The sequence below is a fragment of the Mycobacterium sp. NPDC049093 genome (assembly GCF_040704635.1).
GTDB lineage: Bacteria > Actinomycetota > Actinomycetes > Mycobacteriales > Mycobacteriaceae > Mycobacterium.
In genome coordinates, this window is the sequence record NZ_JBEZJS010000003.1 from 797,875 (window position 1) to 812,000 (window position 14,126).

9 protein-coding genes are annotated in these 14,126 nt (G+C 66.4%); 3 read left to right on the plus strand and 6 right to left on the minus strand.

The genetic code is table 11. From position 1 onward, the window contains the following. Positions 1-5 precede the first annotated feature (5 nt). Positions 6-1,373: a glutamine synthetase family protein gene (locus AB0876_RS14350; RefSeq protein ID WP_491838733.1), complete on the minus strand. Its 1,368-nt coding sequence runs from the start codon at positions 1,371-1,373 to the stop codon at positions 6-8. A gap of 189 nt (positions 1,374-1,562) precedes the next feature. On the opposite strand from AB0876_RS14350, the gene AB0876_RS14355 reads away from it, so the two are divergent. Next, positions 1,563-3,152: an amino acid permease gene (locus AB0876_RS14355; RefSeq protein ID WP_526042241.1), complete on the plus strand. Its 1,590-nt coding sequence runs from the start codon at positions 1,563-1,565 to the stop codon at positions 3,150-3,152. Here AB0876_RS14355 and AB0876_RS14360 read toward each other — a convergent pair whose 3' ends face one another. Continuing rightward, positions 3,153-6,479 carry a DEAD/DEAH box helicase gene (locus AB0876_RS14360; protein WP_526042242.1) on the minus strand — a complete coding sequence of 1,109 codons (3,327 nt, stop codon included), beginning with the start codon at positions 6,477-6,479 and terminating at the stop codon, positions 3,153-3,155. It abuts the gene before it with no gap. 97 nt (positions 6,480-6,576) lie between these two features. Here AB0876_RS14360 and AB0876_RS14365 point away from each other — a divergent pair, with 97 nt between their 5' ends. Together AB0876_RS14365 and ngg are read left to right on the plus strand one after the other, a co-directional pair. Further along, the gene (locus AB0876_RS14365; protein ID WP_491838730.1) at positions 6,577-8,382 is read left to right on the plus strand and encodes an N-acetylglutaminylglutamine amidotransferase; all 1,806 of its coding nucleotides are present in this window, start codon (positions 6,577-6,579) and stop codon (positions 8,380-8,382) included. After that, positions 8,379-10,166, plus strand: a complete 1,788-nt coding sequence (gene ngg / locus AB0876_RS14370) for an N-acetylglutaminylglutamine synthetase (protein ID WP_526042243.1) — start codon at positions 8,379-8,381, stop codon at positions 10,164-10,166. Before AB0876_RS14365 ends, ngg begins: the two co-directional genes overlap by 4 nt. A gap of 274 nt (positions 10,167-10,440) precedes the next feature. On the opposite strand, the gene AB0876_RS14375 is transcribed toward ngg, so the two are convergent. From AB0876_RS14375 to map, 4 genes are all read right to left on the minus strand, one after another. Next, positions 10,441-11,004, minus strand: a complete 564-nt coding sequence (locus AB0876_RS14375; RefSeq protein ID WP_491838728.1) for an alpha/beta fold hydrolase — start codon at positions 11,002-11,004, stop codon at positions 10,441-10,443. A 63-nt stretch (positions 11,005-11,067) separates the two neighbouring features. Beyond that, positions 11,068-11,742, minus strand: a complete 675-nt coding sequence (locus AB0876_RS14380) for a hypothetical protein (RefSeq protein WP_526042244.1) — start codon at positions 11,740-11,742, stop codon at positions 11,068-11,070. A gap of 9 nt (positions 11,743-11,751) precedes the next feature. Continuing rightward, positions 11,752-13,251: a cobyric acid synthase gene (locus AB0876_RS14385; protein ID WP_491838726.1), complete on the minus strand. Its 1,500-nt coding sequence runs from the start codon at positions 13,249-13,251 to the stop codon at positions 11,752-11,754. 10 nt (positions 13,252-13,261) lie between these two features. After that, complete coding sequence (map, locus tag AB0876_RS14390) at positions 13,262-14,119, minus strand: type I methionyl aminopeptidase (RefSeq protein WP_491838725.1); 858 nt, start codon at positions 14,117-14,119, stop codon at positions 13,262-13,264. Between the last annotated feature and the right edge of the window lie 7 nt (positions 14,120-14,126).

The window sequence follows — 14,126 nt, forward strand, 5'->3', positions numbered from 1 at the left end:
TGAAATCAGAGCCGTTCAAAGCCGCGGACCCTTTCCCAGTCGGTCACCGTGGAATTGAACGCCGCCAATTCGACGCGCGCGTTGTTGAGGTAGTGCTCGACGACGTCGTCCCCGAATGCCGTGCGCGCCACCTCGGACTTCTCGAACAGCTCAGCCGCCTCGGCCAGCGTGGTGGGCAACCGTTGCGCCCCACTGGAATAGGCATTGCCCGGCAGCGGGTCGGAAAGTTCCAGCTCGTGATCGATGCCGTACAGACCGCCCGCGATCAGTGCCGACACGGCCAGGTACTGGTTGACGTCTCCCCCGGGTGCCCGGCATTCCACCCGCATACCCGGCCCGTGGCCGACCACCCGCAACGCGCAGGTGCGATTGTCCATACCCCAGGCAATGGCCGTGGGCGCGAAACTGCCGTCGGCAAATCTCTTGTAGGAATTGATGTTCGGAGCGTAGAACAGCGTCATCTCGCGCAGCGTGGCCAGTTGACCGGCGATGAAGCTGCGGAACATCGACGACATTCCCTGCGGATCGGACTCGTCGGCGAACACGGGAGACCCGTCCTCGCCGCGTAGCGAGACGTGGATGTGACAGCTGTTGCCTTCGCGTTCATCGAATTTCGCCATGAACGTCAGGCTCTTGCCGTGCTGGTCGGCGATCTCCTTGGCACCGTTCTTGTAGATGGTGTGGTTGTCGCAGGTGTTGCGGGCGTGGTCGTAGCGGAACGCGATCTCCTGCTGACCCAGGTTGCACTCCCCCTTGACGCCCTCGCAGTACAACCCGGCGCCCTCCATGCCGAGGCGGATGTCGCGCAGCAGCGGTTCCATCCGGGTGGACGCCATCATGGCGTAGTCGACGTTGTAGTCGCTGGCCGGTGTCAGGCCCCGGTAGCCCGCCGCCCACGCCTCCCGGAAAGTGTTGTCGAACACCATGAATTCGAGCTCGGTCCCGACGTACGGCACGAGTTCGCGCTCGGCCAGGCGATCGATCTGCCGGTTGAGGATGCTGCGGGGCGCCTGTTCGACGGGGCGACCGTCGAGCCACGACAGGTCCGCCATCACCAGCGCGGTGCCGGGCAGCCACGGGATCAACCGCAAGGTGCTGAAGTCGGCTGTCATCACCATGTCGCCGTAGCCGGTTTCCCAGCTCGACATCGAGTAGCCGCCGACGGTGTTCATGTCGACGTCGACCGCGAGCAGGTAGTTGCAACACTCTGCGCCGTGGGCGGCGACCTCCTCGACGAACAACCGGCCCGAAACCCGCTTGCCCGTCAGCCGGCCCTGCATATCGCAGAAGGCGACGATCACGGTGTCGATCTCACCCGCCGCCACCATTTGCTCCAGATCGGCTCGTGCCAGCATGCCGGGGTTCTGGCTCATTGCGCACCCTCCTGCCCGTGTGGGGCTTGCCGACCAACCTGACGTCCAGCCGACCATTGTCTCGCCGATGACGTGACGATCGTGCACCGAATTAGCACGATTGTCACGTCAAAAGGTAGGACAACAGACCAATAAAGTTCTATGGTCCGTTTGGCAGACCGCCCACCGCCCGGCACACGAGGAGCCGCCATGCCCGAGGGGCACGAAGAACTCACCGAACAACTCACGGACGACGAACAACATCTCGCCAAACTCGGTTACGTCCAGGAACTGCAGCGGTCCTGGTCAGGATTCTCCAACTTCGCCATCTCGTTCTCGATCATCTCTATCCTCGCCGGTTGCTTCACGTCGTTCGGATTGGGCTGGAACAACGGCGGCCCGGCCGCCATCGCCTGGGGGTGGCCGATCGTCTCGGTCTTCATCCTGATCATCGGCTTCTGCCTGGCCGAACTGGTCTCCGCCTACCCCACCTCAGGTGGAATCTATTGGTGGGCGTCCAAACTCGGTGGGCCCAAGGCCGGCTTCTACACCGGCTGGCTCAACCTGATCGGCCTGATCGCGATCCTGGCATCGGTGTCCTACGGCAGCGCGACATTCCTGGATCTCACCCTGGGCACGTTCAGCGAATCCTGGCTGGCCGGCTACAGCCTGACCCGGGTGTTCATCATGTTCCTGATCATCCTGGCCGTCTCGGCCGTGATCAACATCTTCTCGTCACACCTGCTGGCCGTCATCAACAATGTCTCGGTGTGGTGGCACGTCGCCGGCGCCTCCGCGGTGATCGCGATCCTGTGGCTGCTCCCGGACCAACATGCCAGTGTCTCTGATGTTTTCGCGAAGACCATCAACAATTCGGGGATCTTCTCCGGCTCGACGTCCGGTTGGGGCTTCCTGCTGTTCGTGCTACCGATCTCGGCGATCCTCACGCAGTACACGATCACCGGATATGACGCGTCGGCGCACCTGTCCGAAGAGACCAAGAGCGCGGCCAATGCCGCCGCGAAGGGCATCTGGCAGTCGATCTTCTACTCGGCGATCGGTGGCTGGATCCTGTTGCTGTCGTTCCTGTTCGCCGTGCAGAACTCCGACGAGGTTTCGGCCAATGGTGGCGCGGTCGCAACGATCTTCACCCAGGCACTGGGATCCAAGTGGGCCGGCGTCGTGCTGCTGATCGCCACCGCGGGCCAACTGTTCTGCACCACCGCCTGCCAGACCAGCGCCTCGCGCATGCTGTTCGCCTTCAGCCGGGACCGCGCGGTACCCGGACACCAATTGTGGTCGAAGATCAGCGCCACCCGCGTCCCCGCGAACGCCGTCATCATCACTGCGGTGATCGCCGCGATCATCACGCTGCCCGCCATCGTGCCGGTGAAGATTCCGGTCAACGGCGTCGACGTGCCGTCCCCGGTCGCGTTCTACGCGGTCGTCTCGATCGGTGTGGTGGGCCTGTACCTGTGCTTCGCGGTACCGATCTACTACCGGTGGAAGGCCGGCGACTCCTTCGAGCAGGGCAAGTGGAATGTCGGCAACAGGTACAAGTGGATGGCGCCGGTGGCGATCGTCGAGATCATCGTCACCGCGATCATCGCGATGTTCCCCACCTCGCTCGGTGGCATGCCGTGGGATCCGAGCTTCCAGTGGAAGTTTGTGAACTACACCCCGCTGCTAGTGGGCAGCGTGCTGATCCTGCTCTTCATCTACTGGCACGCTTCGGTGAAGCACTGGTTCACCGGTCCGATCAAGCAGGTGGACACCGCCAGCGCGCCCGTCTCCGGTTGATCAGCCGAGGAGTTCGCGGATATCGGAGGCGGTGATGGCCGAGCCGAACAGATCGCCGTCGTCGACCACCGCGGCGAACAGGGCCCGCTTGCGGTCCTGCAGCGCAACCACTTTCTCCTCGATGGTGTTCTCCGCGACCAGACGGTAGACGCTGACCGGCCGGGCCTGCCCGATGCGGTGGGCCCGGTCGACAGCCTGCGCCTCGGCGGCCGGGCTCCACCACGGGTCGCACAGAAAGCAGTAGTCGGCGGCGGTGAGGTTGAGCCCGAATCCCCCCGCCTTCAGGCTGATCAGGAACACTTGCTTGGTACCGGCACCGAATTCCTCGATGGCCCTGGCCCTGCCGTCGGAGTCGACGGAACCGTCGAGGTAGCTGTAGGCGATCCCCGCGGAATCCAGATGCGACCTGACGATGCCGAGGAACCCGGTGAACTGGCTGAACACCAGCGCACTGTGTCCCTCTGCCACCAGCTGATCGAGCTGTTCGACCAGGAAGTCGATCTTGGCCGAACCTACCGAGCGTGCGGCGTCGTCGATCAACCCCGGGTGCAGGCTGAGCTGGCGCAGCAGGGTCAGCGACCGGAAGATCTGGAACCGGTTCTTCTCCCAGTCCCCCAGCAGTCCCAACACTTTCTGGCGTTCCCGCGCCAGCCGCGTGTCATAGATCTTGCGGTGCTTGGCGCTCAGGCCGATGGTCAGCACCTGCTCGCTCTTCGGGGGCAGCTCGGTGAGCACCTGGCCTTTGGTGCGGCGCAACAGCACCGGTTTGATCCGCCGGCGCAGCACCGGAAGCAGGTCGTCGGCCTGGCCCGATTCGATCGGCTTACGGAAGTACGTCTCGAACACCTTCGGGGACGGGAACAGACCGGGCACGGTGATCGACAGCAGCGACCACAACTCCATCAGGTTGTTCTCCATCGGTGTGCCGGTGATCGCCAGTTTGAATGGCACGTCGAGCAGGCGAGCGGCCTGATGGGTCTTGCTGTGGTGATTCTTGACGAACTGGGCCTCGTCGAGAACCATTCCAGCCCATGGGATTTGCGAATAAGCGGCGATATCCATGCGCAGCAGCGTGTAAGAGGTGACGACGATGTCGGCCGCGGCCACCTGTTCGGCCAACCCCACCGCCGCCCGGGCGGTGGTGGAGGTCAGCACCACCGCATTCAGGTCGGGGGTGAACTTGCGGCACTCGGCCACCCAGTTGCGGGCCACGCTCGTCGGCGCCACCACCAGGAACTTCCCGGCACCTCCGCTCACCGCCCGCGCGATGAGCGCCAGGGTCTGCACGGTCTTGCCCAGGCCCATGTCGTCGGCAAGCACTCCGCCGATCCCGTTGTCCCACAGGAACGAAAGCCAGTCCAGCCCGTCCCGCTGGTAGTCGCGCAGGTCGGCGTCGAGGCCCGCGGGCGGTTCGATGGGCGCCGGCGGACGCGCGGCGGCCAAACGCGCCAGATTCGCCCGCCACCGGGCGAGCTGCTCGTCGACAACGCCGAGCTCCAGCAGTTCGTCCCACAATGTGACGTTGAGCGATGCGGCATTGACCCGGTCCCCGTCGATCTCACCGAGCGCACGCGCCTCGTCGAGTAGGGCCCTCAACCGGACCAGCTCCGGCGTGTCGAGCCGGAAGTAGATACCCGACGGCAGCAACATGTGCGTTGCGCCAGTGGCCAATTCGCGAATGACCTCGGGCAGGGCCACCGTCTCGCCGTCCACGCACACCGTGACGTTCAGGTTGAACCAGTCACCCGGAACGGAGGTGTCCCCGGAGAACGACAGCACCGGGTCGGCACCGGCAGCTCGGTACCGGCCATCGGCATCGACGATCAGCTCCGCGTAGCAGTCCAGTTGCGGCAGGGTGTGGTCACACAGCACCGCGGCCTCCACCGCGGTGAGAGTGACGCCGCCCAGCAGAGTGCGCCGGGACGCGACCGCGACCGCGTCCACAGCACTCACGGCATTGACGATGGCCCGTAACTCGTGGACGGCCTCGGCGTCGAGCGTCGTGGAGATCCGGCGGTTGACATGCTGTGAGGCTTGACGTTTCCAGTCCTGCGCGGCCGCTGCGACCACCTGCAACGCCGGTAGTACCCGCTGCCAGAGCTCCTCCTCCGCGGCCGGGTCGCGATATCCGATCAGCCCGGCCGAAGACAACGGGTCGAAGTCGTGATGCTGATCGTTGACCTCGTACCGGGTGCTCCAGAAGACCCGTGCGCCGCCGTCGACGACCTTGACGGTCAGCGCGGGCTTCGGGCCGGTGATGGTCGGTGGGACGAAGAGACCGTCGGCGACCTCCATGTCCACGCTGCTGGCCAGCCGGGGCAGGATGTCGACCGCGAGTTCGCGCGCCATGTCGGCCGGGATGTGCACCTGCTCGTGGTGGCCCAGCATTTCGGCCATGGTGCGTGCGGGCACCGGATCGAAGGCACCCATGCGTAGCACCGAGTCGACAACCTGGAACATCCCGTGCGGAGCGGGCATCCCGATCAGCCCGACGCCGTCGGGCTCGCGTTCCTGTCCGTCGACGATCAGGGACACTGACATCACCGCACCGCCGCCGCCCTCGGCGGCGAAGTCCAACCGGAGGTGGACGTTCTTGGCCAACTCGACCGCACGGATGCCCGTTGCGGCGTCGGCCAGGATGGTCACGCCGGCGGCGAGCACGTCGTCGAGCCGTGGCCACAAGGTGGCGGGCATTCCGTTGAGCATCATTCCCTCGCCGCTGTGCGGCGAGGAGTACCGCACCATCTCCGACACCAGCGCCCGCACCGCCCGGTACTGCTCGCGATCGAACTCGCCCGAATCGGGATAGTCCGCTAGGCGACCCCAGGTCAATGCGCGGGTGATCCAGGTGCCCCGTTTGCCCAGCGTCAGCGGACGCAGCATCAGCAGGGTTCCCGGGCGGTAGCGGGTGGGTGCACCGATGGAGAATTCCAGCGCGATCGGTTTGCCGCCCCCTGCCGGGGCGGCCACCTCGTCGAGCACCTTGTCGAGCACGTAGCGCCAACGCTCCACCGGCTCATGGGCCGCATCGGCCGGGGACGCCGCCAGCACCAGGGCGACGGCATGTTTGCAGAACGACCCCACGGGGCATGAACACAGTGCCCACTCGACGACAGCCCGACTTCCCGGCGACAGTCCGACCTCAAGGACATACAGCTGACCATGCGAACCCACGCACCGTCCGCGCAGCAGACGCTCGTCGGCATCGAACTCGATGTCGCGGACCCGGCCCTCGGCGGCATAACGTTCGCCGCGCACGGTCGACTGCGCTCCGAAATCGCGAATCAGCTCGTCACGGGCTATCCCGAAGCCGAATCCAGGCCTCATGCGAGGAGAATAGGGCCACTGTCCGACATGTCCTGGTCACACCCCCGACACACCGCGGGTGACGCACCGACGCCAGATCCTGTGTAGGGTCGAACTGATGTGTGGAGCCGCCGGGGAGGTGCGTCTCGATGGCCGGACACCGGATATTTCAGCGGTGTCGGCCATGGCAGACGCGATGGCACCCAGGGGTCCGGACGCGGCCGGTGTGTGGTCGCAAGGCCGGGTCGCACTGGGTCACCGCCGCCTGAAAATCATTGACCTGACCGAAGCGGGCGCCCAGCCCATGGTTGATCCCGAACTGGGATTGACCGTTTGCTGGAACGGCTGCATCTACAACTACCAGGAGCTGCGCCGGGAACTGTCCGGGCACGGTTACCGCTTCTTCTCGCACAGCGACACCGAGGTGTTGCTCAAGGCCTATCACCACTGGGGTGACCGGTTCGTCGAGCACCTGATGGGGATGTTCGCGTTCGCGATCGTCGAGCGGGACACCGGCCGGGTGCTGCTCGGCCGCGACCGGCTGGGCATCAAGCCGCTGTACATCACCGAGGACAACCATCGGATCCGGTTCGCCTCGTCCCTGCCGGCACTGCTGGCCGGCGGCGGCGTCGACACCCGGATCGACCCGATCGCACTACACCACTACCTCACGTTCCATTCGGTGGTGCCCCCTCCTCTGACCATCCTGCAGGGCATCAAGAAGGTGCCGCCCGCGTCGGTGGTCGCGATCGAACCAGACGGCAGCCGGCACACCACCGTCTACTGGTCACCCGATTTCAGCCGGCACGCCGACCGGGCCGACTGGTCTGAAAAGGACTGGGAGGACGCGGTACTGGAGTCACTGCGGCGCGCTGTCGAGCGGCGTCTGGTGGCCGATGTGCCCGTCGGGTGCCTGCTGTCCGGCGGGGTCGATTCTTCGCTGATCGTCGGCCTGCTCGCCGAAGCCGGCCAACACGGTCTGTCCACCTTCTCGATCGGTTTCGAGTCCGTGGGCGGCGTGGCCGGTGACGAGTTCAAGTACTCCGACATCATCGCCGAGCATTTCGAAACCGATCATCACCAGATCCGGATCGACACCGACCGCATGCTGCCCGCCCTCGGCGGGGCGATCGGCGCGATGAGCGAACCGATGGTCAGCCACGACTGCGTGGCCTTCTACCTGCTCAGCCAAGAAGTGGCCAAACACGTGAAGGTGGTGCAGTCCGGGCAGGGCGCCGACGAGGTCTTCGCCGGTTACCACTGGTACCCGCCGATGGCCGAACCGGGCGCGGCCAGCCTTGACGGTTCGGTGGCCAGCTACCGGGGCGCGTTCTTCGACCGGGACAGCGCCGGAGTGAGTGCGCTGATCAGCGACAGCTACCGCGCCGACGGGGACCCGAGCGGGGTGTTCGTGACCGATCACTTCGCTGCGGCGGGCGCCGAGACCGGGGTGGACCGGGCGTTGCGGCTCGATACGACCGTGATGCTGGTCGACGATCCGGTCAAGCGGGTCGACAACATGACCATGGCGTGGGGTCTGGAAGGCCGCGTGCCGTTCCTCGATCACGAGCTCGTCGAGTTGGCCGCCACCTGCCCGCCGGGCCTGAAGACCGCGTACGGCGGCAAGGGTGTGCTCAAACAGGCTGCGCGCCGGGTGATTCCGGCAGCCGTGATCGATCGCCCCAAGGGGTATTTCCCGGTCCCGGCGCTGACCCACCTCGAGGGGCCGTACCTGGACATGGTCCGCGATGCGCTGTATGCGCCGGAGGCCAAGGAGCGCGGGCTGTTCCGTCCCGAGGCCGTCGACCGGCTGCTGGCCGACCCGAACGGCAGGCTGACTCCTCTGCGTGGCAACGAGTTATGGCAGATCGCGCTGCTCGAGTTGTGGCTGCAGCGCCACGGTGTGACGGGAGCCGCGGCATGACCGCCACCGACCACGATGCGTCGGCCCCGGCACTGGAGCCCGACCACACCGAGGCGATCACGCTCGGCCTGCACGATGCCTCCCCGCAGCACCTCGTCGACGCCATGGCCGACGATGTGGTGCTCGAATTAGGCTGGGGCCGGTTGATTTTCGGGCAGACGTTCGCCGACCCCGAGACACTGGCCGAGGTGCTGCAGCAGGAGGGCCCGGGCCGCCGCGACATCTGCATCTACGCCCGCGAATCGCACGTGCTGATCGCCCGCTCCCCCGCGGAACTGTTCATCGACCCGAGCCACACCTACCGGTTGCGGTTCACCGATGAGCTCACCGCGGCCGACCCCGTCGGGTTCACCGTGCGTACCTTGCAGACGCCGAACGACGCCGACGCGATGAACCGGGTGTACGTGCGGTGCGGGATGGTGCCCGCACCCGTCGACGTCATCTGGCACAACCACACCCTCACCCCCGCCGTGGTCTATCTGGTCGCGGTGCGCGACGACGACGGCAGTGTGGTGGGCACCGTCACCGGCGTCGACCACAAGCGACTGTTCGCCGACCCTGAGGATGGGTCGAGCCTATGGAGCCTGGCGGTGGATCCGGCCGCCGGACTCCCCGGCGTCGGCGATGCGCTCACCAGGACCCTGGCCGGGATCTTCCGCGAGCGGGGCCGGGCCTACCTTGATCTCTCTGTGGCCCACGACAATTCCGCCGCGATCGCGCTGTACGAGAAGCTTGGCTTCCATCGCGTTCCGGTGCTGGCCGTCAAGCGTAAGAACGCGATCAACGAGCCGTTGTTCACCCATCCTCCGGAGACCGTGGACGATCTGAATCCGTATGCCCGCATCATCGCCGACGAGGCGATGCGCCGAGGCATCCGGGTCGAGGTGCTCGATGCAGGCGCCGGAGAGATGCGGCTGTCGCACGGCGGCCGCAGCGTCGTCACCCGGGAGTCGCTCTCGGAGTTCACTTCTGCGGTGGCCATGGCCCGCTGCGACGACAAGCGCCAGACCCGGCGCATCGTCTCCGACGCCGGCATCACGGTGCCCAAGGGCCGGCTGTCCAGTTTCGACGCCGAGGATCACGAGTTTCTGGCAGAGGTCGGCGATGTGGTGGTCAAGCCCACCCGCGGCGAGCAGGGCAAGGGCATCACCGTCGGGGTGGACGGCGGCGACGAACTCGACGCCGCGCTGCACCGAGCCCGCGAGCAGTACCCCGAGGTGCTGATCGAGCAGCGCGCCGCTGGCGACGATCTTCGGTTGGTCGTGATCGACAGCAAGGTGGTGGCCGCCGCGATTCGCAGGCCGGCCGAGATCGTCGGCACCGGTAAGCACACCATCGGTGAGCTGATCGAGACGCAGTCGCGGCGCCGCGCCGCCGCCACCGGTGGGGAATCGCGCATCCCGATCGACGACGTCACCAAGGGCACGGTCGCCGAGGCCGGATGGTCATTCGACGATGTGCTGCCCGAGGGCGAGCGGCTGCGGGTGCGACGGACGGCGAACCTGCACCAGGGCGGGACGATCCACGACGTCACCGCGGAGGTGAACCCGGAACTGTGCCGGGTCGCAGTGGCAGCGGCCGACGCGCTCGGCATACCGGTGACGGGAATCGACCTGCTGGTGCCCGATGTGACGGGCCGTGAGTACGTCTTCATCGAAGCCAACGAACGCCCGGGCCTGGCCAATCATGAGCCGCAGCCCACGGCGGCGGCGTTTGTGGATTTCCTGTTCCCGCAGCAGCCGGGGTTGCCGCAGGCCTGGATGCCTTCGGAGGCGGCTGACTGAGCGCCCGCGCGAAGGCAGGCCGCCGGCCCCGCCCCGCGTTGTCACTCCAGCGTGACACTCGACGGCCGGAGCCACTCCAGCGTGACAAACGCGAACGGTCCGGTCACCGGCCCACATCTGCTGTCACTCCAGCGTGACACTCGGCGGCCAGAGCCACTCCAGCGTGACAAACCGCCGGGCGGGCTGAGCCTGTGACCTGGACCTGAACCTGGACCTGGACCTGGACCTGGACCTGGACCTGGACCTGGACCTGGACCTGGACCTGAAGCGCAGGTCACCAACTACTGGTGCGCAGCACGATCTCGGCCGCCAGTTGCGCGGTCGAATCACCGGCATTGCGCCGGCCCGGCATCTCCACCATGCGGAAGTCACCGTAGACATAGCGTTGGCTGGCCTTGGCCACTGCGCGAGCAGCCGGGGTGCTGACCAGCACGGTGGTGTTCATCTCCACCGGGGGGCATTCGTCGTCGCGGATCACGCCGGTGGCGTCGGCGACACGTGGGTGGCCGCGGTCCACGACCACCAGGCCGATGAACTTGTCCAGCCGGGTGGCAGCCAGCTCCCAGGCGAGTTCTCCCCCGAGTCGGTCACCCACCAGCAATGCCCATTTGATGTTGAGCGAATCGAGAATGCCGACCACCGACTTGGCGGTCAATCGCGGATCGGGACCGATGATCACCGTGCGCAGTGACGCGGTGTGCAACCGTCGGCAGATCGGCTCATAAGCGGCCGGACCGTGATGGCCCGCGCTCAGCACCACCACGGTGGAACCCTTCTCGGGTCCCGAGACGTCGACGGGCGTGGTGAATCCGTCGATCGTCGCGACGGTGGTAAGCATTCGGACAAACTACCGTCCAGTAGCGACGTGCGGGCCGGAATCAATATTGTCCTGACGCCTGCGTCAGCGTGCGTCGAGGCGGTGGGCCTGGATACCGAAAATATCCAGAAATGTCTGCGGCAATGCACCTTTGGCGACGATCGATGGATTCTGGGCCGGGAATGCGATGCCGAAAACCGCCCAGTTGCCGACGTTTTCGAAGGCGAAGAAGATGCTCTGTTCACCACCGCCCAGACGCATGGTCTGTTGATAGGCCAAGGCCGACGCACGCGGCGCGGCGAGCTTGGTGGTGGTCATCGGGATGCCCTTGTCCGCCGGATCGAAATATGTGGAGAACTGCGCGCACCGTTGCGCGGTGTCCGCCAGCCGATCGAGCGGCAACGGCGAGCTCATCACGGTCAGCACCATCCGCGCGCCGTCGTAGGCGGCGATGATCTGAGCGGCACTGCCCGGGCCCCGCTCGGCGGATTCGGCGATCACCCGGGTCATCCCGTCGCTGCATCCCGCCGGTGTGGACAGCATCGGTGGCGGCCCACCGGATCCGCCCGGACCCCCACCGTCGTCGATCACGCGATCGAACTGCACGCCCGGAGGGAAGTCGGCGGGCGTCAGCAACACCTTCTCGAGGGTGGCTCCGGGCCACGTGGGAGATCCGGCGACCACGGTCGAGCAACCGGACACCGTCGTCATGGCGACCAGTCCCACCAAAGCTGCCACCCACCGATGGCGCCGATTCATCTGCCCAGGTTACCGAGGTACGTCGACGAGCGCAGTGCTCATGGTGGGCCGCGGCGGAGGCCCGTGCCACACCAGGTCCATCACGGCATCGACGTCGAGATGCGCGGCCAGCAAGTCGGCCATGAGATCCAACTGGGCATCACGCCGACCCCGGACGTCGATGTCGTCGGCAACCACGAACCCTTCGCGATCCGCGGCCGCGGCGACCTCGGTGAGCCAGGCCCGACGCAGGCGGTCATTGTCGAGCAGACCGTGCCAGTGGGTGCCGTACACCGCGCCGCGACGCAGCCCGATCCCCAGCCAATCATCGGCCGCGCTGCGAGTCACCTGCCCATGATGGATCTCGTAGCCCCACAACGGTTCTTCCCAGTGTCGCAGGGTTTTCTGGAGAGCGAATTCGATGTCGGCATCGATCAGCCCCAGCCCCTCGACTGTTTCCGAGGTCGCGGACTCGACGCCGTCGTCGATGCGGCGGCACAGCATCTGGAACCCGCCGCACACCCCGAGCACGGGCCGGCCCTGGTCTGCGTGTTCGAGAATGGCCTCGGCCAGGCCGCGTCGTCGTAGCCAGGCCAGGTCGCTGACGGTGGCTTTGCTTCCGGGGATCACTACGAGGTCGACGCCGGCGAGGTCTGCGGCGTCGGCGACCCAGCGCACCGCAACGCCGGGCTCGCAGGCCAGTGCCTCGATGTCGGTGGAGTTGGAGATGCGCGGCAGCCTGATCGCGGCGACCGTGAGTGTCTGCGCCCCGCGGGGCGATTGCGGTGTGCCCACCATGCCGCCGGGCCGGACCGACACCGAATCCTCGGTGTCGAGCCAGATTCCGTCGTCGAACGGGATCACGCCGTAGGTGGGCCGTCCGGTCAGCTCGAGCAGCTGCCGCAGTCCGGGTTCGAGGAGGGCTGGGTCGCCACGGAACTTGTTGACGACGAATCCCGCGATCAGGGCCTGGTCCTCGGGGGCCAGGACCGCCACGGTGCCGTGCAGGTGGGCCAGCAGACCGCCGCGGTCGATGTCACCCACGACGATGACCGGCAGGTCCGCCGCGCGGGCCAGCCCCATGTTGGCCAGGTCAGTGGCACGCAGGTTGATCTCGGCCGGTGAGCCGGCCCCTTCACAGATCACCACGTCGAATTCGGATCTCAGCGAGGCCAATTCGTCGGCGACGACGGTGGCGAGCCGCTCCCGGCGGGTGAAGTAATCGCCGGCGGCCACCGTTCCGGCCACTTGGCCGCGGATCACCAACTGCGACGTGCGATCCCCACCGGGCTTGAGCAGGATGGGGTTGAACCTGGTGCTGGGCGCCAGCCCGGCGGCCCGGGCCTGCATGGCCTGGGCGCGGCCGATCTCGCCGCCGTCGACGGTGACCGCCGAGTTGTTGGACATGTTCTGCGCCTTGAACGGCGCCACGGACAGACCCTTACGCGCCAGCAACCGGCACAGCCCCGCCACGACCATGGACTTGCCGGCATCGGAGGTGGTGCCGGCGACCAGCAGCGCCCCGCTCACGGTTGCCGCGTCACGGCAGCGTGAGGATCTCGGCGCCGTCCTCGGTGACCACCAGGGTGTGCTCGAACTGAGCGGTCCACTTGCCGTCCTTGGTCACCACGGTCCAGTCGTCGTCCCAGATCTCGTAGTCGAGCGACCCGAGGTTGATCATCGGTTCGATGGTGAACGTCATGCCCGGTTCCAGCACGGTCTCGACAGCAGGCTGATCGTAGTGCAGAACCACCAACCCGTTGTGGAACGTGGTGCCGATGCCATGCCCGGTGAAATCGCGAACCACGTTGTAGCCGAACCGGTTTGCGTAGGCTTCGATCACCCGGCCGACGATCGACAGAGCCCGCCCCGGCTTGACCGCCTTGATGGCCCGCATGGTCGCCTCGTGAGTGCGCTCGACGAGCAGCCGGTGCTCCTCGGAGACGTCGCCGGCCAGGAAGGTGGCGTTGGTGTCGCCGTGTACGCCGTCGATGTAGGCGGTGACGTCGATGTTGACGATGTCACCGTCCTCGACCACGGTCGAATCCGGAATTCCGTGGCAGATCACCTCATTCAGCGAGGTGCAGCAGGATTTGGGAAATGCCTTGTAGCCCAATGTCGATGGATAGGCGCCGTGGTCGATCATGTATTCGTGGGCGATGCGGTCCAACTCGTCGGTGGTGACGCCGGGAGCCACCGCCTTGCCGGCCTCGGCCAGTGCCGCTGCCGCGATCTGTCCCGCGACGCGCATCTTCTCGATCACCTCTGGGGTTTGCACCCAGGGTTCGCTGCCCTCCTGCACGGTGGACTTCCACGCGTATTCCGGCCGCGGGATCGACTTCGGAACCGGCAGGGTCGGTGACTGCACGCCGGGGCGCAGGGCGGTACGAACTGGCATGTGGACA

What these genes read in the sequence shown, in the direction of transcription:
- AB0876_RS14360 (WP_526042242.1), bottom strand. Translation starts at nt 6,479, where the DNA reads ATGAGGCCTGGATTCGGCTTCGGGATAGCCCGTGACGAGCTGATTCGC.
- AB0876_RS14350 (WP_491838733.1), bottom strand. Translation starts at nt 1,373, where the DNA reads ATGAGCCAGAACCCCGGCATGCTGGCACGAGCCGATCTGGAGCAAATG.
- AB0876_RS14375 (WP_491838728.1), bottom strand. Translation starts at nt 11,004, where the DNA reads ATGCTTACCACCGTCGCGACGATCGACGGATTCACCACGCCCGTCGAC.
- AB0876_RS14365 (WP_491838730.1), top strand. Translation starts at nt 6,577, where the DNA reads ATGTGTGGAGCCGCCGGGGAGGTGCGTCTCGATGGCCGGACACCGGAT.
- map (WP_491838725.1), bottom strand. Translation starts at nt 14,119, where the DNA reads ATGCCAGTTCGTACCGCCCTGCGCCCCGGCGTGCAGTCACCGACCCTG.
- ngg (WP_526042243.1), top strand. Translation starts at nt 8,379, where the DNA reads ATGACCGCCACCGACCACGATGCGTCGGCCCCGGCACTGGAGCCCGAC.
- AB0876_RS14380 (WP_526042244.1), bottom strand. Translation starts at nt 11,742, where the DNA reads ATGAATCGGCGCCATCGGTGGGTGGCAGCTTTGGTGGGACTGGTCGCC.
- AB0876_RS14355 (WP_526042241.1), top strand. Translation starts at nt 1,563, where the DNA reads ATGCCCGAGGGGCACGAAGAACTCACCGAACAACTCACGGACGACGAA.